This is a genomic window from Aurantiacibacter zhengii (genome assembly GCF_003584125.1).
In the GTDB taxonomy this organism is placed as follows: domain Bacteria; phylum Pseudomonadota; class Alphaproteobacteria; order Sphingomonadales; family Sphingomonadaceae; genus Alteraurantiacibacter; species Alteraurantiacibacter zhengii.
Genome location: NZ_QXFL01000001.1, coordinates 547,422 through 563,109, shown reverse-complemented (window position 1 = coordinate 563,109; position 15,688 = coordinate 547,422). Strand labels below are relative to the sequence as shown.

General features: G+C 63.8%; 12 protein-coding genes and 1 riboswitch. Of the genes, 4 read left to right on the top strand and 8 right to left on the bottom strand.

Going from position 1 to position 15,688, the window contains the following annotated elements:
* Positions 1–239: 239 nt before the first annotated feature.
* From mdh to D2V07_RS02750, 3 genes are all read right to left on the bottom strand, one after another.
* Positions 240–1,202 carry a malate dehydrogenase gene (mdh, locus tag D2V07_RS02760; protein WP_119584453.1) on the bottom strand — a complete coding sequence of 321 codons (963 nt, stop codon included), beginning with the start codon at positions 1,200–1,202 and terminating at the stop codon, positions 240–242.
* A 293-nt stretch (positions 1,203–1,495) separates the two neighbouring features.
* Positions 1,496–1,735: a hypothetical protein gene (locus D2V07_RS02755; protein ID WP_233548214.1), complete on the bottom strand. Its 240-nt coding sequence runs from the start codon at positions 1,733–1,735 to the stop codon at positions 1,496–1,498.
* A 198-nt stretch (positions 1,736–1,933) separates the two neighbouring features.
* Positions 1,934–2,998, bottom strand: a complete 1,065-nt coding sequence (locus D2V07_RS02750; protein ID WP_233548213.1) for a cell wall hydrolase — start codon at positions 2,996–2,998, stop codon at positions 1,934–1,936.
* A 130-nt stretch (positions 2,999–3,128) separates the two neighbouring features.
* Positions 3,129–3,326: riboswitch (cobalamin riboswitch) on the top strand.
* Positions 3,327–3,418: 92 nt separating this feature from the next.
* Here D2V07_RS02750 and D2V07_RS02745 point away from each other — a divergent pair.
* From D2V07_RS02745 to D2V07_RS02730, 4 genes are all read left to right on the top strand, one after another.
* Positions 3,419–5,269, top strand: a complete 1,851-nt coding sequence (locus D2V07_RS02745) for a TonB-dependent receptor plug domain-containing protein (RefSeq protein ID WP_119584451.1) — start codon at positions 3,419–3,421, stop codon at positions 5,267–5,269.
* 86 nt (positions 5,270–5,355) lie between these two features.
* Positions 5,356–6,129 carry an ABC transporter substrate-binding protein gene (locus tag D2V07_RS02740; protein ID WP_119584450.1) on the top strand — a complete coding sequence of 258 codons (774 nt, stop codon included), beginning with the start codon at positions 5,356–5,358 and terminating at the stop codon, positions 6,127–6,129.
* Positions 6,126–7,085: a FecCD family ABC transporter permease gene (locus D2V07_RS02735; protein WP_119584449.1), complete on the top strand. Its 960-nt coding sequence runs from the start codon at positions 6,126–6,128 to the stop codon at positions 7,083–7,085. The genes D2V07_RS02740 and D2V07_RS02735 overlap by 4 nt, the downstream gene beginning before the upstream one ends.
* Positions 7,085–7,813, top strand: coding sequence for an ABC transporter ATP-binding protein (locus D2V07_RS02730; RefSeq protein ID WP_119584448.1), 729 nt, complete (start codon positions 7,085–7,087; stop codon positions 7,811–7,813). Before D2V07_RS02735 ends, D2V07_RS02730 begins: the two co-directional genes overlap by 1 nt.
* A gap of 63 nt (positions 7,814–7,876) precedes the next feature.
* Here D2V07_RS02730 and D2V07_RS02725 read toward each other — a convergent pair whose 3' ends face one another.
* From D2V07_RS02725 to D2V07_RS02705, 5 genes are all read right to left on the bottom strand, one after another.
* Positions 7,877–10,093 carry a M3 family metallopeptidase gene (locus tag D2V07_RS02725; protein ID WP_158586752.1) on the bottom strand — a complete coding sequence of 739 codons (2,217 nt, stop codon included), beginning with the start codon at positions 10,091–10,093 and terminating at the stop codon, positions 7,877–7,879.
* A gap of 119 nt (positions 10,094–10,212) precedes the next feature.
* Positions 10,213–10,905: a hypothetical protein gene (locus tag D2V07_RS02720; RefSeq protein WP_233548212.1), complete on the bottom strand. Its 693-nt coding sequence runs from the start codon at positions 10,903–10,905 to the stop codon at positions 10,213–10,215.
* 43 nt (positions 10,906–10,948) lie between these two features.
* Positions 10,949–11,869, bottom strand: a complete 921-nt coding sequence (locus D2V07_RS02715) for a lysozyme (RefSeq protein WP_233548211.1) — start codon at positions 11,867–11,869, stop codon at positions 10,949–10,951.
* A gap of 205 nt (positions 11,870–12,074) precedes the next feature.
* Positions 12,075–12,608, bottom strand: coding sequence for an RNA 2',3'-cyclic phosphodiesterase (thpR, locus tag D2V07_RS02710; protein WP_119584881.1), 534 nt, complete (start codon positions 12,606–12,608; stop codon positions 12,075–12,077).
* A 173-nt stretch (positions 12,609–12,781) separates the two neighbouring features.
* Complete coding sequence (locus D2V07_RS02705) at positions 12,782–15,565, bottom strand: YadA family autotransporter adhesin (protein WP_119584446.1); 2,784 nt, start codon at positions 15,563–15,565, stop codon at positions 12,782–12,784.
* Between the last annotated feature and the right edge of the window lie 123 nt (positions 15,566–15,688).

Here is a 15,688-nt window from a genome sequence, read left to right as displayed (position 1 = left end):
CGTAGGGCATGCGACGACTACTAAGTAAATTACCAGAAATTCTAAAGTCCGACCCCGCCATCGCTTACGTTCGAATATGCCGAGTAGTGGTGGAACAAGCAGGACAAGGACGAAAGACGGTGCAAGCCAAAGTATGCCATAAGCAAAGGCGAACGAGATGATGGCGCCTAACCCGTAGATGAGGACCGCATCCTTGTGCGAAGAGGGTCCTATTCGTTTGGGGTAGCCAGACTTCGCCATCACGCCAGCGAGCTATCCAGCCCCTTGCAGGCTTCGAGCAGTTCCTTGACCGCATCGACGCTGACCTGGAGGTTGTTCTTCTCTTCGTCCGAAAGGTCGATTTCGATCACGCCTTCGATACCATCGGCACCGATCACGGCGGGAACGCCGACGTATAGGCCATCAACATCATACTTGCCTTCCAGATAGGCGGCGCAGGGCAGCACGCGCTTCTGGTCACCCAGGTAGGCCTTGGCCATCGCGATGGCGCTGGTGGCGGGCGCGTAATAGGCGGAGCCGTTGCCGAGCAGGCCCACGATCTCGCCGCCGCCCTTGCGGGTACGGTCCACGATCTCGTCGAGGCGGCTTTCCTCGACGCCCTTGATCTTGGCCATGTCCTTTACCGGAATGCCGTTGATGGTGGAGTAGGAGAGCACGGGCACCATGGTGTCGCCGTGGCCGCCGAGCACGAAGGCGTTCACGTCCTTCACCGAGGTGTCGAATTCCCAAGCGAGGAAGGTGGCGAAACGCGCGCTATCCAGCACGCCAGCCATGCCCACCACCTTGTTATGCGGCAGGCCGGAGAATTCGCGCAGCGCCCACACCATCGCATCCAGCGGGTTGGTGATGCAGATCACGAAAGCGTCGGGGCAGTTGTTCTTGATGCCTTCGCCGACGGCCTTCATCACCTTCAGGTTGATGCCCAGCAAGTCGTCGCGGCTCATGCCCGGCTTGCGCGGCACGCCTGCGGTCACGATCACCACGTCTGCACCGGCAATGTCGGCGTAGTCATTGGTGCCGGTGATCTTGGCGTCGAAACCTTCGATCGGGCCGCACTGCGACAGGTCCAGCGCCTTGCCCTGCGGCATGCCCTCGGCGATGTCGAACAGGACAACGTCGCCCATTTCCGCTTTCGCTGCGAGGTGGGCCAGGGTGCCGCCGATCATGCCGGCGCCGATAAGGGCGATCTTCTTGCGAGCCATGGAAACTCTATCCTTCTCGGGCGCCTTCAGCCTGCCTTTGGTGACTGCCCAGCGCCCACGCGGGACTCGCCACCTGGATTCGATATGGCCGCCCTAGGGCGCTGGAAAAAGCATTGCAACAGCCAATAGGCATTTGTTTTTGCAAACAGTTCGCAATAGCAATAGACGCGCGGAATACTACCTACGATCTCACCACAAGACGCGTGGCAATGCCAGCGGTTCCCCGCACTTTCATGGCAGGGAAACGCTATCGCGCGTCAACGGGAGTGGAGGTATTGGTGCGGAGCGAGCTTTCAGCCGCCAGCCTGCACCGGCAGGTCGATGCGGCTGGCCATGCGCCGATCCAGCGCACGGCAGATTTCCAGCCACCATTCGAAGCTCTGTCGGTCACCCGCATCGGCGGCAGAAAGGGCCTGCTGGCGCGCATGGTCGGCAGCTGCAAGGCCATGCTCGGCAAAGTGGCGCAGGGCCGCGTGCAGGTGCGTGCTCGCCACCCGCTTGCCCCGGTTGTCGTTCGCGGGCTGGAATCGCATGGCCCGCGCCTGCGCGCGCGGCATCCGGCAAGTGGTACGCTTGAGAGAGGCGGCAAAACGGATGGGCATGGGCTGGCGAACTTCCGAAGTTTCTGGTCTTGGCCGCGACGGGCGACGCACACTCCTATGCCACCTGCGCGCTAAGCGAAGGTTGGAAGGGATGGTTTCCGAAACATTGAGGGTGGGCGCAAAGCCCGGTCAGGGCCGTTCGATCCAGCGCCCGCTGTTGGCATATTCGCTGCGTACCGCGCCGGCCTTGGGCAACCGGTTGGCGGCAGACGGAGCGGGCTGGGGCGCTACCCCAGCGGCATTGCCACCCGTCGCCGATGTTTCGGAGACGTCAGGCACGGCGGACAGCGAACTCGCCTGGGCCAGCGCTACCGGGTCCGGACCCTGTGCCTGTGCAATGGCGGCAGGGGCTGCCCTGCCGGGTTGCGGTTCGCCGCCGCCATAGCGGAACGTGAAAGCGGCAGGCTCTCCCGCCGCGCCCGGCCAGCGGTAGAACACGTGCGCGCCGATCACCGTTGTGCGGGAGAGGCTGGGCGCCCAGTAAGGGTGCACGGCCAGCGTGTGATAGTGGGTGGATAGGCCGACGGGGTCGTAAACCGATCCCGCCAGCGCGGCGCGGGCAATGCGGCTGGCGCGCTCCCACCCGCCGCGAGACGGGCGACGCGCCAGCGATCCGTCGCAAGTGAAGGTGAACTGGCAACCCGTCCGCCGCGCCGAACCCTGGTAGACCACGCCGCATACGGTATCGGGCCAGGCGCTGTGCGCCACGCGGTTCAGCACCACCTGGGCCACGGCGCGCTGGCCTGCGTCGCTCTCGCTGGCGGCCTCGTAATAGATCGCGGTGGCCAGGCATTCCTGCGCGCGGACGATATCGCTGCCGCTGCCCATGGCGACCAGCGCGGCAGCGGCAGGGCCGATACCCGGCTGTGCGGGCTGGGCAAGGTCTGCTGTCCCGGTTGCGGTGCCTGCTGGCGTGAAAGCGGGGGCGGCGAGCGCCGGCGCATCCTGCAGGTAGTAAAAGGCCGACCCGGGAAAGCTCTCGCCGGGAGTCTCGAAGCCGAGCGGTTCCACCGTGCTGGCGGGCGCCTGCGGAATCTCGGGCTCGAACGCGGTTTCAGCAGCGATCGCGGGTACCGCCAGCGCGGCAGCCAGCACGCCCAGCCGGCGCAGGATCAGCGCGCGGCGCGACTGGCGCGCGCGGCGACGGCGGGCAAGCAACTGCTGCGGGGTTGGGCGGGAGGCGGTCTGGTCCACGCCCCGCCCATACCGCCAAGTGCTTGCCCAAACATCAACGCGATAAGAGGCGTTCCAGACAGGGACGCCGCTTACCTGACCGTTAACCATGACAACAAGCGCCATTGCATCTGCGAACACTCGCGCATAATGAGGCGCCGACGTCACGGGTTGTTCGTGAAAGCGAACCTAAGAGGGAAGCGGGTGAAACACCCGCGCTGCCCCCGCAACTGTGACCGGGGAGCGACCCGCTCTGTTGCCACTGTCGCTAAGTTATCTTGGGGGCGGGAAGGCGAGCGGGAAGCATCGATCCGGGAGCCAGGAGACCTGCCTGAGACGGTCGCTTACGCTATCGGGCGGGGTGTACCGAAAGCCAGCGGGAGAGCGCATTTCCGCGCTCCCTCCGTCACAAGCGACAGTTTCGCTTTTGATGGAGGAATTGTGTACAAATATCTGTTTTTCGGCGTTTCCCTCGTTGTTCTCGCGCGTCCGGCGTTCGCCCAGGACGAGACCAGCATCACCGTAACCGCCACCGGCACGCGTATCGAGGTGGAAGATACCGGCCAGGCCGTAACCGTCATCGGCGAGGCCGAGATCGAGGCGGTGCAGGGAGCGGACCTGACCCGCGTGCTGGAACGCGCGCCCGGCGTCACCTTCACCCGTAATGGCGGCACCGGCAGCTTCACCGGCGTGCGCCTGCGCGGTAGCGAGGCCGAACAAGTGCTGACCGTGATCGACGGTGTGCGCGTGTCGGACCCTGCGGCACCCACCGGCGGATACGATTTCGGCAACCTGCTGGCGCTCGATCTGGACAAGCTTGAGATCCTGCGCGGCTCCAACTCCACCATCTGGGGCTCGGACGCGATTGGCGGCGTGATCGTTGCCTCCACACGTGCGACCAGCGGTCTGCGCGCCAGCGCCGAATACGGCGCACGCGACACCGTCAGCACCGTGGTATCGGGCGGATTGAGCGATCCCGATACCGGCTTCCTCGGCCTGTCCGGCACGTGGTTCAGCACCGATGGGATTTCCGCCGCCGAATCAGGCACCGAGGCCGATGGCTTCGAGCAGTGGGCGCTGAACGGGCATGCGCGTTACTATTTCAACGACCGCTTCGAACTGTTCGCCCGCACCCGCTATGCCGAGGGCGAACTGGAACTGGACGGATTCCCCGCGCCGAACTTCACGCTGGCCGATACCGACGAGGTGCAGGAAACCCGCCAGTGGACCGGCTCTGCCGGGGCAGTGCTGGATACCGGCGCGCTGTTCGTCTCTGCCGCATACAGTTTTTCGGACACCGACCGTGACAACCTGGATGGCAGCGGGGCGGAGACATTCACCAGCCAGGGCCAGTCCGACCGGCTGGACCTGCGCGGCGAATGGCGGCCCATCGGCCCGCTGCTGCTGAATTTCGGGGCGGAGAACGAGTGGGCGCGTTACACGACCCTGTTCGATACAGGCGAGGATACCCGCAGTACCGGTGCCTATGTCCAGGCGGGGATCGAATACAACGCCATCTCCGGCCACATCGGCGCACGGGTGGACGATCATGCCGACTTCGGCACGGCCGTCAGTTTCGGTGCGGATGCCAGCTACGAGCTGTCCCCCGGATGGCGGCTGCGCGCCAGCATTGGGGAGGGGTTCAAGGCGCCCAGCCTGTACCAGCTGCATTCCGAATACGGCAACCTGTCGCTCGATCCCGAACAGAGCACCAGCTTCGACCTTGGGCTGGCCTACGGTGAGCGGACACTGTCCCGCCAGCGCGTTTATGGCGCAGTGACCGTGTACCAGCGCAATACCGATAACCAGATCGCGTTTGTCAGTTGCTTTGGCGAGACGACCGGTATCTGCACCAACCGTCCGTTCGGCACATACGACAATATCACCCGCACCCGCGCGCGCGGCGTGGAGGCGGAATTGTGGGCGCGGCCTGCCGACGGTGTGACGCTGGGCGCGATCTATACCCTGACCGATGCCGAAAACCGCGAAACGGGCCTCGCGCTGGCCCGCCGCCCGCGCCATGCGGCGACCTTCACCGGGGAGTTCTCGCCGATTGCAGCAGTGACGCTGGGCGCAGACCTGCGCGTGGTCTCATCCAGCTTCGACAATGCCGCGAACACGGTGCGCTTGGGTGGTTACGAGGTGATGACCCTGCGCGGCAGCTGGCAGGTAAGCGAGCAGGTGCAACTGTTCGGCAGGGTCGAAAACCTGTGGGACGAGCAATACCAGACCGCTGCCGGGTACGGCACGGCGGGCACCGGCGCACATATCGGGGCGCGGCTGGCGCTTTGAGCGGTTCGCTTCCTTCGTCATTCCGGCGAAGGCCGGGATCCGGGCTGGCTTCACGCTGGTGGCTCTGGATTCCGGCCTGCGCCGGGATGACGGTGAGCGGCTGCGGGAGTGCAAACCCGCACTCCGAAACCGATCGTCCCAGCATTGTCAGCCTGAACCCCTGCGCCGACGCCATCCTCGCGGAAATCGCTGCGCAGGGGCAATTGCTGGCCATTTCTCACTACAGCCACGATCCGCAGGCAAGTTCCATGCTGCCAGAGCAGGCGGCGCAGTTCGCCAGTACCGGTGGCACGGCAGAGGAAGTGCTGGCCCTGGCGCCAGACGTTGTGGTGGCCGATATCTTTATCCAGCCGTCCACCCGCCGGGCGCTGGAGCAGGCCGGTATCGATGTCGTCACCATCGGCATTTCCAGCACGCTGGAAGACAGCCTTGCACAGATCGACCTGCTGGGCGAAGCGACCGGCAACAGCGTCGAGGCAAAGCGCCTTTCCGACGAAATCGCCGCAAGCTGGGAAAGTCTTGCCTGGCAGGGAGAGCCTGTCACAGCGCTGCTCTGGCAGCAGGGCGGCATCGTGGGCGGTGAAGGGTCGCTCGCCAATGCGCTGCTGGAACACAGCGGCTTTGCCAGCCTTTCTGCCGCGCGCGGACTGGGACAGGGGGCCTACCTGCCGCTGGAGAACGTGCTGGCCGATCCACCGCAGGTGGTCATCACGGCAGGGGACGAGATCGCTTTCAATCATCCGGCCATGACCCGCAGCGTCGCCCATTACGACCTTCCCTCCTCATTGCTTTATTGCGGTGGGCCCACCATCCCGCGCGCCCTTGCGCGGTTGACCGAGATCAGGCGGCAGGTGCCATGAACCGCGCGAGCCTGATCTTCGCCGCGCTGGTGGCGATTGCTGTTCCTCTGTCTCTGCTGGCGGGCCGCATATGGGTCGATCCTGATGTGACACCCAATGCGGTTCCCATCCTGATGGAACTGCGCATGCCGCGTGCGGTCCTCGCAGTGGTGATCGGCGCGGGGCTGGGCGCGGCGGGCGCGGCGATGCAGGGATACCTGCGTAATCCGCTGGCCGACCCCGGACTTTTCGGCATCGCTCCCGGCGCGGCGCTGGGTGCGGTGATCGCGCTGTATATCGGTGTGGGCAGTGCGATTCTGTTGCCGCTGTTCGCCCTTGTTGGCGCGGGCGGGGCGATGGCCTTGCTGGCGCTGATTGCCGGGCGCACGGCGAACCCGGCGCACGGCATCGCGCTCTTCACGCTGGCGGGCATGATGATCGCCAGCCTGGCGGGCGCGCTCACGTCGCTCGCGATCAGCCTTGCGCCCAACGCCTTTGCCATGAGCAGCATCGTTACCTGGCTTATGGGCGCGCTGACGGACCGCAGCTGGGCCGACGTCATGCTGGCCGCACCATTGACGCTGGCGGGCCTTGCCGCGCTGTGGCTGGCGGGCCGCGATCTTGACGCGATGACCCTGGGCGAGCCTGCGGCGCGGTCGCTGGGTGTATCCCCCGGCCGCCTGATGGCGCTGCTGGTGGTGGGCACCGGGCTGACCGTGGGCAGCGGCGTCGCGGTGGCCGGGATCATCGGTTTCGTCGGCCTGATCGTGCCGCACCTTGTCCGCCCGCTTACCGACAAGCGTCCATCCAGCCTGATCGTGCCGAGCGCGCTGGCGGGAGCATTGCTCGTGCTGGTGGCGGACGTGGTGGTGCGTATCCTGCCGCTGGTGACCGAACTGCGCCTCGGCATCGCGCTTTCGCTGATCGGCGCGCCGTTCTTCCTGATGCTGCTGCTGCGCATGCGGAGGGCGGCGTGATGCTGGAAACACGTGCAATCGCCATTGCCGACCGGCTGGACAGCGTCACCACTGCGCTGCATCGCGGCGAGATCACCGCCATCTGCGGTCCGAACGGTGCGGGCAAATCCACCCTGCTTTCGGCGCTGGCGGGCCTGCTGCCTGCCGACAAGGGCGAAGTCCTGCTGGAAGGTACCGTGCTTTCCGCCCTGCCGCCGCGAGACCGCGCCAAGGCCATCGGCTACCTGCCGCAATCGGGCGAAGTCGCATGGGATGTGTCGGTCGCCAATCTCGTGGCGCTGGGCCGCCTGCCGCACGGTGACCAGGGCAAGTTCGCCGTCGCCAACGCGATGGCCGCAACCGCCATGTCGGACTTTGCCACGCGCCCGGTTTCCACCCTGTCGGGCGGCGAGAAGGCCCGCGCCCTGCTCGCACGGGTGCTCGCCGGCGAACCGCGATGGATATTAGCCGACGAACCTCTCGCCGCGCTGGATCTCTCGCACCAGCTCGGCCTGCTGAAAGTGCTGCGCGCGCAGGCCGACAGCGGCGTTGGCGTGGTGCTGGTGGTGCATGACCTCGCCTTGGCGATGAACCACGCAAACCGTGTGCTGGTGCTGGATTCAGGACGCCTGAAAGCAGACAGCGCCCCCGAGGAGGCGCTGTCGCTAGATATCATTCATGAAGTCTGGGGCGTGAAAGCACGCTGGCTGGGTGAACCGGGCCAGCGCGCTCTGGTCACGCAGGACTGAGCCACGTCCCCGTCTATCAGGGCGAACGGGGGAGGGAGAACAAATCTCCCTCCCGACATTCAGTTAGACAGCGCCTTCTGCACCATCGACGCCGTCGACATCGTCATCTTCCGGGATCAGGCCGCGTGCTTCCAGCAGCGGCTCGACACGCGGGTCACGGCCGGTGAAGTCGCGGAACATCTGCTCGTAGGTCTTGGAATGACCCTGGCCCAGGAAGGTGTTCACGATGTGGTCGCCCATCTCGCGGGTCATGCCGCCATTGGCCGCCACGTAGCTGTAGGCATCGTGGTGCAGCATCTCGGTCCACGTGTAGGCGTAGTAGCCTGCATCATAGCCGTGTTCGAAGATGTGACGGAAGTACGGCGTGCGGTAGCGCGGCGGCACCAGGTCGCTGCGCAGGCCGATGCGTTCAAGGGCTTCGCCTTCGAAGGCCATCACGTCGGTCGGCGCGGGCTGGTCCGGGTCGAGCGAGTGCCATTCCATGTCCAGCAGCGAGGCGGCGATGATCTCGCCGAAGCTGTGGCCCTGGTTGAACTTGCTCGCACGGTCGATGGCCTGCACCAGCTCCGCCGGGATCACTTCGCCGGTCTCGTTATGACGGGCGTAGCGTTGCAGCACTTCGGGAAGCGCGGCGAAGTTTTCGTGGAACTGGCTGGGGAATTCTACCCAGTCGCGCGCGGTGTTGGTGCCCGAAAGTGCCGGGTACTGCTGGTCGGCAAAGATGCCGTGCAGCGCGTGGCCGAATTCGTGGAACATCGTGGTGACATCGTCCCAGGTTGCCAGAGCCGGCTGGCCGGCGGCGGGCGGGGCGATGTTCAGCGTGTTGGTGATGACCGGCTTCAGGCCCAGCAAATGGCTCTGCTCGACGAAGTTGCTCATCCACGCCCCGCCGCGCTTGCTCTCGCGCTGGAACGGATCGAAGTAGAACAATGCCTGTTCCTCACCATCGTGGAAGACCGTGTAGACCTTCACGTCGGGGTGATAGGTTGGGATGTCGGTGCGTTCTTCGAAGGTCAGGCCGTAAAGCTGCTCGGCCATGTAGAACACGCCGTCTTCCAGCACGTTATCGACCACGAAATACTGCTTGATCTCCTCGTTATCGAGGGCGTAGCGCTCCGCACGAACCTTGCTGGCGTAATACTGCCAATCCCAAGGGGCGAGCGTAAAGGTTTCGCCGTCTTCCTCCAGGCGGGCCTGCAGAACGGCAGCTTCGCGCTCCTGCGTGGCGCGCAGGGCGGGGACCATCTCTTCCATGAAGCCGATGGCGGCATCCGGATCGGACACCATGCGATCGTACATCTGCCAGGCAGCGTGGCTCGGCTCTCCGAACAGCTGGGCGCGGCGATTGCGCAGCGCGATCACTTCCTGGATCAGCGGTAGCGTGGACGCTTCGCCCGACTGGTTGCGGGCGATGCTCGCCTTGTACAGCATTTCGCGCACATCGCGGTTGTCGAGCTGGGCGAGCTGCGGCACGCCGGTGGTGTTGCTGACGTTCAGCATGAACTCGCCTTCATGGCCCGCTTCGGCAGCGGCAGCGGCGGCGGATTCGATCTGGCCGTCCGACAGGCCCGACAGCATTGCCCGGTCATCCACGAAGATCGCGGCGTTGTTCTGCCCCGTCGTGATGCGCTGGGAAATCTGCGAGGACAGCGACGACAGCCGCTCGTTGATCTGGCGCAGCTCAGTCTGCGCGGCATCGCCCAGCAGTGCCCCGCGGTGAACGAACTCGTTGTAGGTGGTTTCCAGCAGCATGGCATCTTCCGGCGTCATGCTCATCGCGGCGCGGTTGTCGTAAACCGCCTTCACACGGGCAAACAGTTCCGGGTTCAGATAGATGCTGTCGGTCATCGCGGCGACCTGCGGGGCGAGTTCCTCGTCCGTGGTTGCGATGGTATCGTTGATGTTCGCGGAAACGATCTGGCTGAACGCGCCGTAGCTGCGCGAGAAAACCTGGCCCGAACGCTGCATCGCCACCAGCGTGTTGTCGAAGGTGGGCGGATTGGGGTTCTCGGCAATCGCTTCCATCTCGGCCAGCTGAATGGCGATCGCTTCCTCAATGATGCCCTGCCAGTCGCCGTCCGACACGCGGTCGAACTGCGGGGCGTGCATGAACAGCGGAGAAGGCTCTGCGAAAACGCTGGTCGCTTCGGGGATCTGCGGGTTGTACTCGGCGGTGCCGGGCAGGACATCTGTGGAGGTCATGTCGCCGTTGTCCATCGTTGTGCAGGCGCTGGCAAGCGCGGCGATCATGGTGGTGGCGAGAAGGGTGCTCTTGCGCATTCGGGCGTCTCTTCCTTTTGAAATTATGCAGCCCGCCGGATGGCCGGGCCCTGTTGTTTCGAGTGAAACTTGGCGCATAGTCCTACAGATTGAACCTGCCAAGAGCCTGAACGCACTCGTCAGGACGAGGTTTCCGCCTGTTCAATGGAAGCTCTAGCCGCTTCCGACAGCGCCTGCCGATTGATTGTCACGATGCGCGGCCTGCCGCCCGGTTCCCCGGGACGGAGCCAGAGCGCGCCGAGCTGGAAGAAGCCGCCCTGGTCGGGCACTACGGTCATGTCACCAAGGTCGAGCCCGCGCATCAGCGCAAGCATTTCGGGCGAGAACACCTCGGCAAAGTCGCGGCTGGCGAAATCGGTTTCGCGCAGGTCGCGGCGGTTGCCCTCGGCATCGATGTACAGCAGCGGTACGTCCAGTGCGCCCAGCAATTCCTCGCGGCTGTCACGCGCGGCGGCATCGCGCAGGGCCGAAAGGGTCGCTTCGTACTGGCTGGCGCTGGTGCCGGTCGCGCAGGATATCAGCCCGCCCTCGGCAAGGTCGTTCGCGCGGTCGAATTCACGGTCCGGCGCGGCCTGCTGTTCCCATACGACGACCAGGCAATCGCGGTCCTCCCCTGCGCGGACGACGGCCGTGCCCGCCTCTGCGGGGATATCGAAGTTACCACCGATTTCGCCGGATGCGTCGACGGGTGGCCCTTCCTGTGCCGAACACGCTGCCAGCAGGGCGGACGCAGGCAGCACAAGACCCGCCAGCGCGGCAACGATACGGGCCGGGGCGGGTCTTGCAATTCTGTTGGACTGACGGTGCGTCATGGCTGGCAAATGGCCGTTCGAAAGTGTTGGTTCAAGCCTGTGATCAGATGCTCGCACGGCCACGGGTATCTACCTCGATAGCGCGCGGATCTTCATAGGCGGCGTTCATGAAAATCGACTGGCGACGTTCGGACCGAATTTCGAGCCCCCGGGCGACCTGGCCACCGGCTGTGGTGTAATTCAATTCGTCCGCCATTCCGTCATAATTGGCGGTCTGAATCGCGGCGTTGAGGCCGGGGCTGCGCCTTTCCGACACGTTGCCTTCGCCGACGTTGTAGACGAGGTCAACCAGGGCATCAAACTCATGCTGGTACAACGGCAAGTCGCCGACGAGACGCTTTACGCCGCTTTCAGCCTTGCGCAGGTCGGCTTCAAGGAAGTGCAGCGCCTGATCGTATGTAATGCGGTCGCCGACCCTCAAGCCGTCGCTCGGTCGTACCAGGTGGCCGACGCCGACGGTAGGATAGCCTGCAACGTCACGGTAGACGGTGAGGCGAACGCCCTCTTCTTCCGCCAATGCTTCCTTCAGCGTGTCGCTCACTTTCAGCTGTAGGGCGTGAACGCGGGTCTGGGTCGGATCGATATCCTCGAAGCTGATCTGGTACTGCGGATCGAAGTGCGAAATATCGACAGCGCCTGTACTGAAGCCCATCACGGCGGCGGACATTGCCAGCGCCGTCTTGCGCTTGCGCATCCGGCCGCGCAGGTCATCACCTTTTGCGGCGCGATACTTGCGGCGCATCCGCTTGACAAATTCGCGCACCATCTGGCCGCGCATCCAGCTAAGTGCGGGCTGCAATTCCTTGCTCGCGTCCGATTTACTGGACGGCGAGGGGGTGGCAACACTTTTGCTTCGTGCGGGTCTGGGTGGATGGGTTGAACCATCGCGCGGGTTTTGCCGCGGGGCATGCGCGGCAATGGCCTGTGCGTTAATGGGGTTCTCGCTCGGTGCGGTGTTCGACATGCGAATCCTGTTGTGCCTGTGGCAACCGGCGCAGGTCGTAAAAGTAAAGCGGGCGGCGGTTGCCGTGTATCGTTTCACCCAATCAACGGACCGGCGGCGCTTTCGGTCCACGGTTCATCCGATCAGGCCCACGCTTCGCAAGTTGCTAAAGACCGCGTTTCGCCAACATGACCGTCCGCGAAACTTTCGAAATGTATGGCGCAACTCACTGAAACTTCGTAATTTCCGAATAGAGCGCACCGTTGGGTGTCAGGTCACTTTCAAACAGCGAAAAGCCATCGACTTGCCATGGACCGAGGCTTAGCGCGCCATTCGCATGAAGCCAATCGCCAATGGGCGCGCTGCCGCTGTTCAGCCGGGCGAGCGTGATGTGCGGGGTGAACCTGCGGGTCTCGGGCGCCAGCCCGGCGCGGCGGCAGGCCATTTCCACGCGCATCTGCAGCAGGTCCAGTTCCGCGCTGGGCGCCACGCGTGCCCAGATCGAACGGGCACGACCTTTTCCCTCGAAATGGCCGACGCCGGTTATGTGCAGGGGGAAGGGGACAAACAGCACGCTTTCCAGTGCGGCGGTAAGGTCGGATGCCATGTGGCGATCGACCTCTCCCACAAAGCGCAAGGTGACGTGCAGATTGTCGGCATCCTGCCACCTCGCACCGGGCAGGCCTTCCATCGTGTCGAGCAAGGCCTCGGCCACGTGTTCGGGCGGACGAAGGGCAACGAAAAGGCGGCGCGACGACATACATGGCACATGGTTATCGCGGGCGGGTTCGTCCAGCATTGCGGAAGCCGTACAGATACCTTCGACAGGCGCGCTGCCACAGGAATGACGAAGCCACGACAGCAGAGTAGCTGTCGCGGCTCCATCAATTAGGTCGGCGCGGTAACGCAACCGGGACTTCGACCGGGCAAGCGCTAGAAGCTGATGCCGGCACCCGCGCTGAAGCCACCCTCGCCGTGGGTGTCCACCGTGGCACCCGCTTTCAGGACACCCCGGCCTTCGTTGAAAGTGGTCGAGGCTCCGATGGCGAATGCGGTCTCGCCGCGATAGTGACCGATGGCACCACCGAACATGGAACGTCCGGGCTCCATCGTCTGCGGAATGCCTGCCACGGCCATCGCACCGGCGGTTCCCGCAAAGGCTTCTTCACGGAATTCCTCCAGGTCGAAGGCGACGTCGCTGATCTGCGCCGACAGCAGGCCGAACTGCTGGTCGGTGTAGCTTATCGAGTCGGCCAGCACATCGGCCATTCCCGCCTGCAACTGTCCCAGGTTGACTGCGTCGGTTGCAGCCGTTCCTGCGGCAAGGTTGTGCAGGGCCACGGGCTGACCGCCATTTGCACCCACCAGCGTCACGTCGTTGGTGATCGTGCCGCCGTTGCTGACCGTCGGATTGTCGGGGTCGGAGTATTGCACTGCCACCACCGTGCTGCCGGACAGGTTGTTGTTGATGGTCTCGATATCGGCCGTGTTCTGGTCGATGTCTGTGCGATTATCCGCCACGGCCGCATTGGTTGCAGCAAGCTGCGATCCGTTCACGGCATCGGTCGAACCTGCTGCAACATTGCCAGCGGCGACATTGGTGACGCGCACCGGATCGGCAGTCGCTCCCACGAATGCCACCGTATTGGTGGGCACATCGCTGGGTACTGAGGGATCGGCGTTGGCAACGTAGGTCACCGGCACATTATCCAGCCGTGTCTGGATGTTGGTGATGCTGCCTTCGTTGACGGTAACCCGCTCGTCGATACTTGCGATATTGGTGGTGTTGTTGGTGACCCGTGCATCCACATCGGCCAGGTCTCCTTCAACCACGGTTACCCGATCATCGATGTTGGCGATGTTGGTCGTATTGGTGGTAACCGCCGTATCGAGGTTGGCAATATTGCCCTCGTTGACGGTGACCCGCGCATCGATATCGCTCAGATCTTCCTCGACGATGGTAACCCGGCCATCGAGATTGGCGATATCGGTGGAGTTGTCGGAAACCGCCGTTTCGAGGTTCGCGATGTCACCTTCATTCACCGTCACACGTCCGTCCAGATCGTCGATGGCATCGCTGTTGGCGTCCACCTGCTGGTTCGTCGCGAACAGCTGGCTGCCGTTCACGGCCTCGTCTGACGTTGCGCTCACTTCACCATCGGTAACATTGGCGATGGTCGTTCCGCCAGCACCGTCCAGCGTGACCGAGGTGCGTGTCGCATCGTCGTAGGTCACGCCAAGCGCATCACCGCTTGTGTTGATCGCGGCAATGGCATCGGTGTTGGCCTGGATTGCGGCCGTGTTGATATCCACCTGCTGGTTGGTCGCAAACATCTGGGAGCCGTTCACCGCGTCGCTGGACCCTGCATTCAACGCGCCATCAGCAACATTGGTGACGGTCGTACCATCGGCGCCGCCCAGCGTCACGCTGGCCTGGCTCGCATCGTCATATTGAACCGCGGTGTCCTGAAGATCGGCAATGTCGGCGCTATTCACAGCCACATCGGCCTGGATGTCCGCGATGTCGCCGGTGTTCGCCGCAACATCGGCCTGCAGGTCGGATACATCCATCTGCAGGTCGTCGATGTCGGTGGTGTTGACAGCTACATCGGCCTGAATGTCCGCGATGTCGCCAGTATTCGCCGCCACATCGGCCTGCAAGTCGGACACATCGGTCTGCAGGTCGTTGATGTCGCCGGCGTTTACGGCGACAGACTGGTTGGTGGCGAAAAGCTGTGAACCGTTTACCGCCTCATCCGAAGTGGCAGAGACTTCGCCGTCCGCGAGGTTGGCGATCGTCGTGCCATCAGTGCCACCGAGGGTGATGGCTGCCTGCGTCGCATCGTCATATTCTACGACGTTTCCAAGCGAGGAGTCCAGCGCCGCAACTGCGTCAAGCGCGGCCTGAACCTGTCCCACCGTGGCCGCATCCGTGGCCTCGGTACCGGGTGCGACATTGGTGATCTGGCGCAGGGCACCGGCAGAACCGACCGACACCGATCCCACGGAATAGAACGTGCCCGTAAGGCCGGGAGCGGTATAGTTGGCAAGCGGACCGCGGTCGGCGACGGAGCCCGCACCCAGGGCGACGGAATTCACACCGGATGCCATGACACTTGCGCCTTCGCCAATCGCGATTGCTCCGGTTGCGCCAGCAGCCGTAGTGGCTCCATTGCCAAAGGCGATTGCGTCGATTTCGCCGGCACTCGCTATCATCCCATTCTCGCCCAGGCCGGTGATCTGGTTGCCGCCAATGGCGATCCCGCCTTCTTCGTTCAGGGTGATGGCGTCGGCGGTAAGGTTGCACTGGTCCGACGGGGCGATGAGATTGCCATTCGTATCGAGCACGGTGAGGCTGATCTGTTCGCCTGCGGCAATATCACCCAGGATATCGTCGATTTCGAGATCGAGATCGGTAATGTCCAGTGTATCGCCCGGCCCGAAGATAGCGCCTACCAGCGGCAGGGCACCAACCACGGCGTCGATTTCCAGAATGTTGTCGGTAAGAGTGGAGAGTCCGCCTACCAGCGGGTCGTTTGCTGCATCGACGATATCGGTGACAGCAGATGGATTAAGCGAGATCCCCGTGCAGACGTCGACAGCGGGTTGCAATGCTTGGGCCTGGACAGGCGCCGAGAGCAAGGGTGCCTGGCAAGCGGCAATGGCGATTGAACTGACCAAGGCCGTACGGCCGATATAGTTTTTGTTCTTCCTCATTTCGCATCTCCTGGATTCCCGCCCAAGATCTGCGTTCCCACCTCAAAAGCTTCGCTCGAAAGGTTAAAAATTGGTTAATCCCGAAGGGACTTCTTTACGGAAAAGCCATTTAGAAGAGTGCCT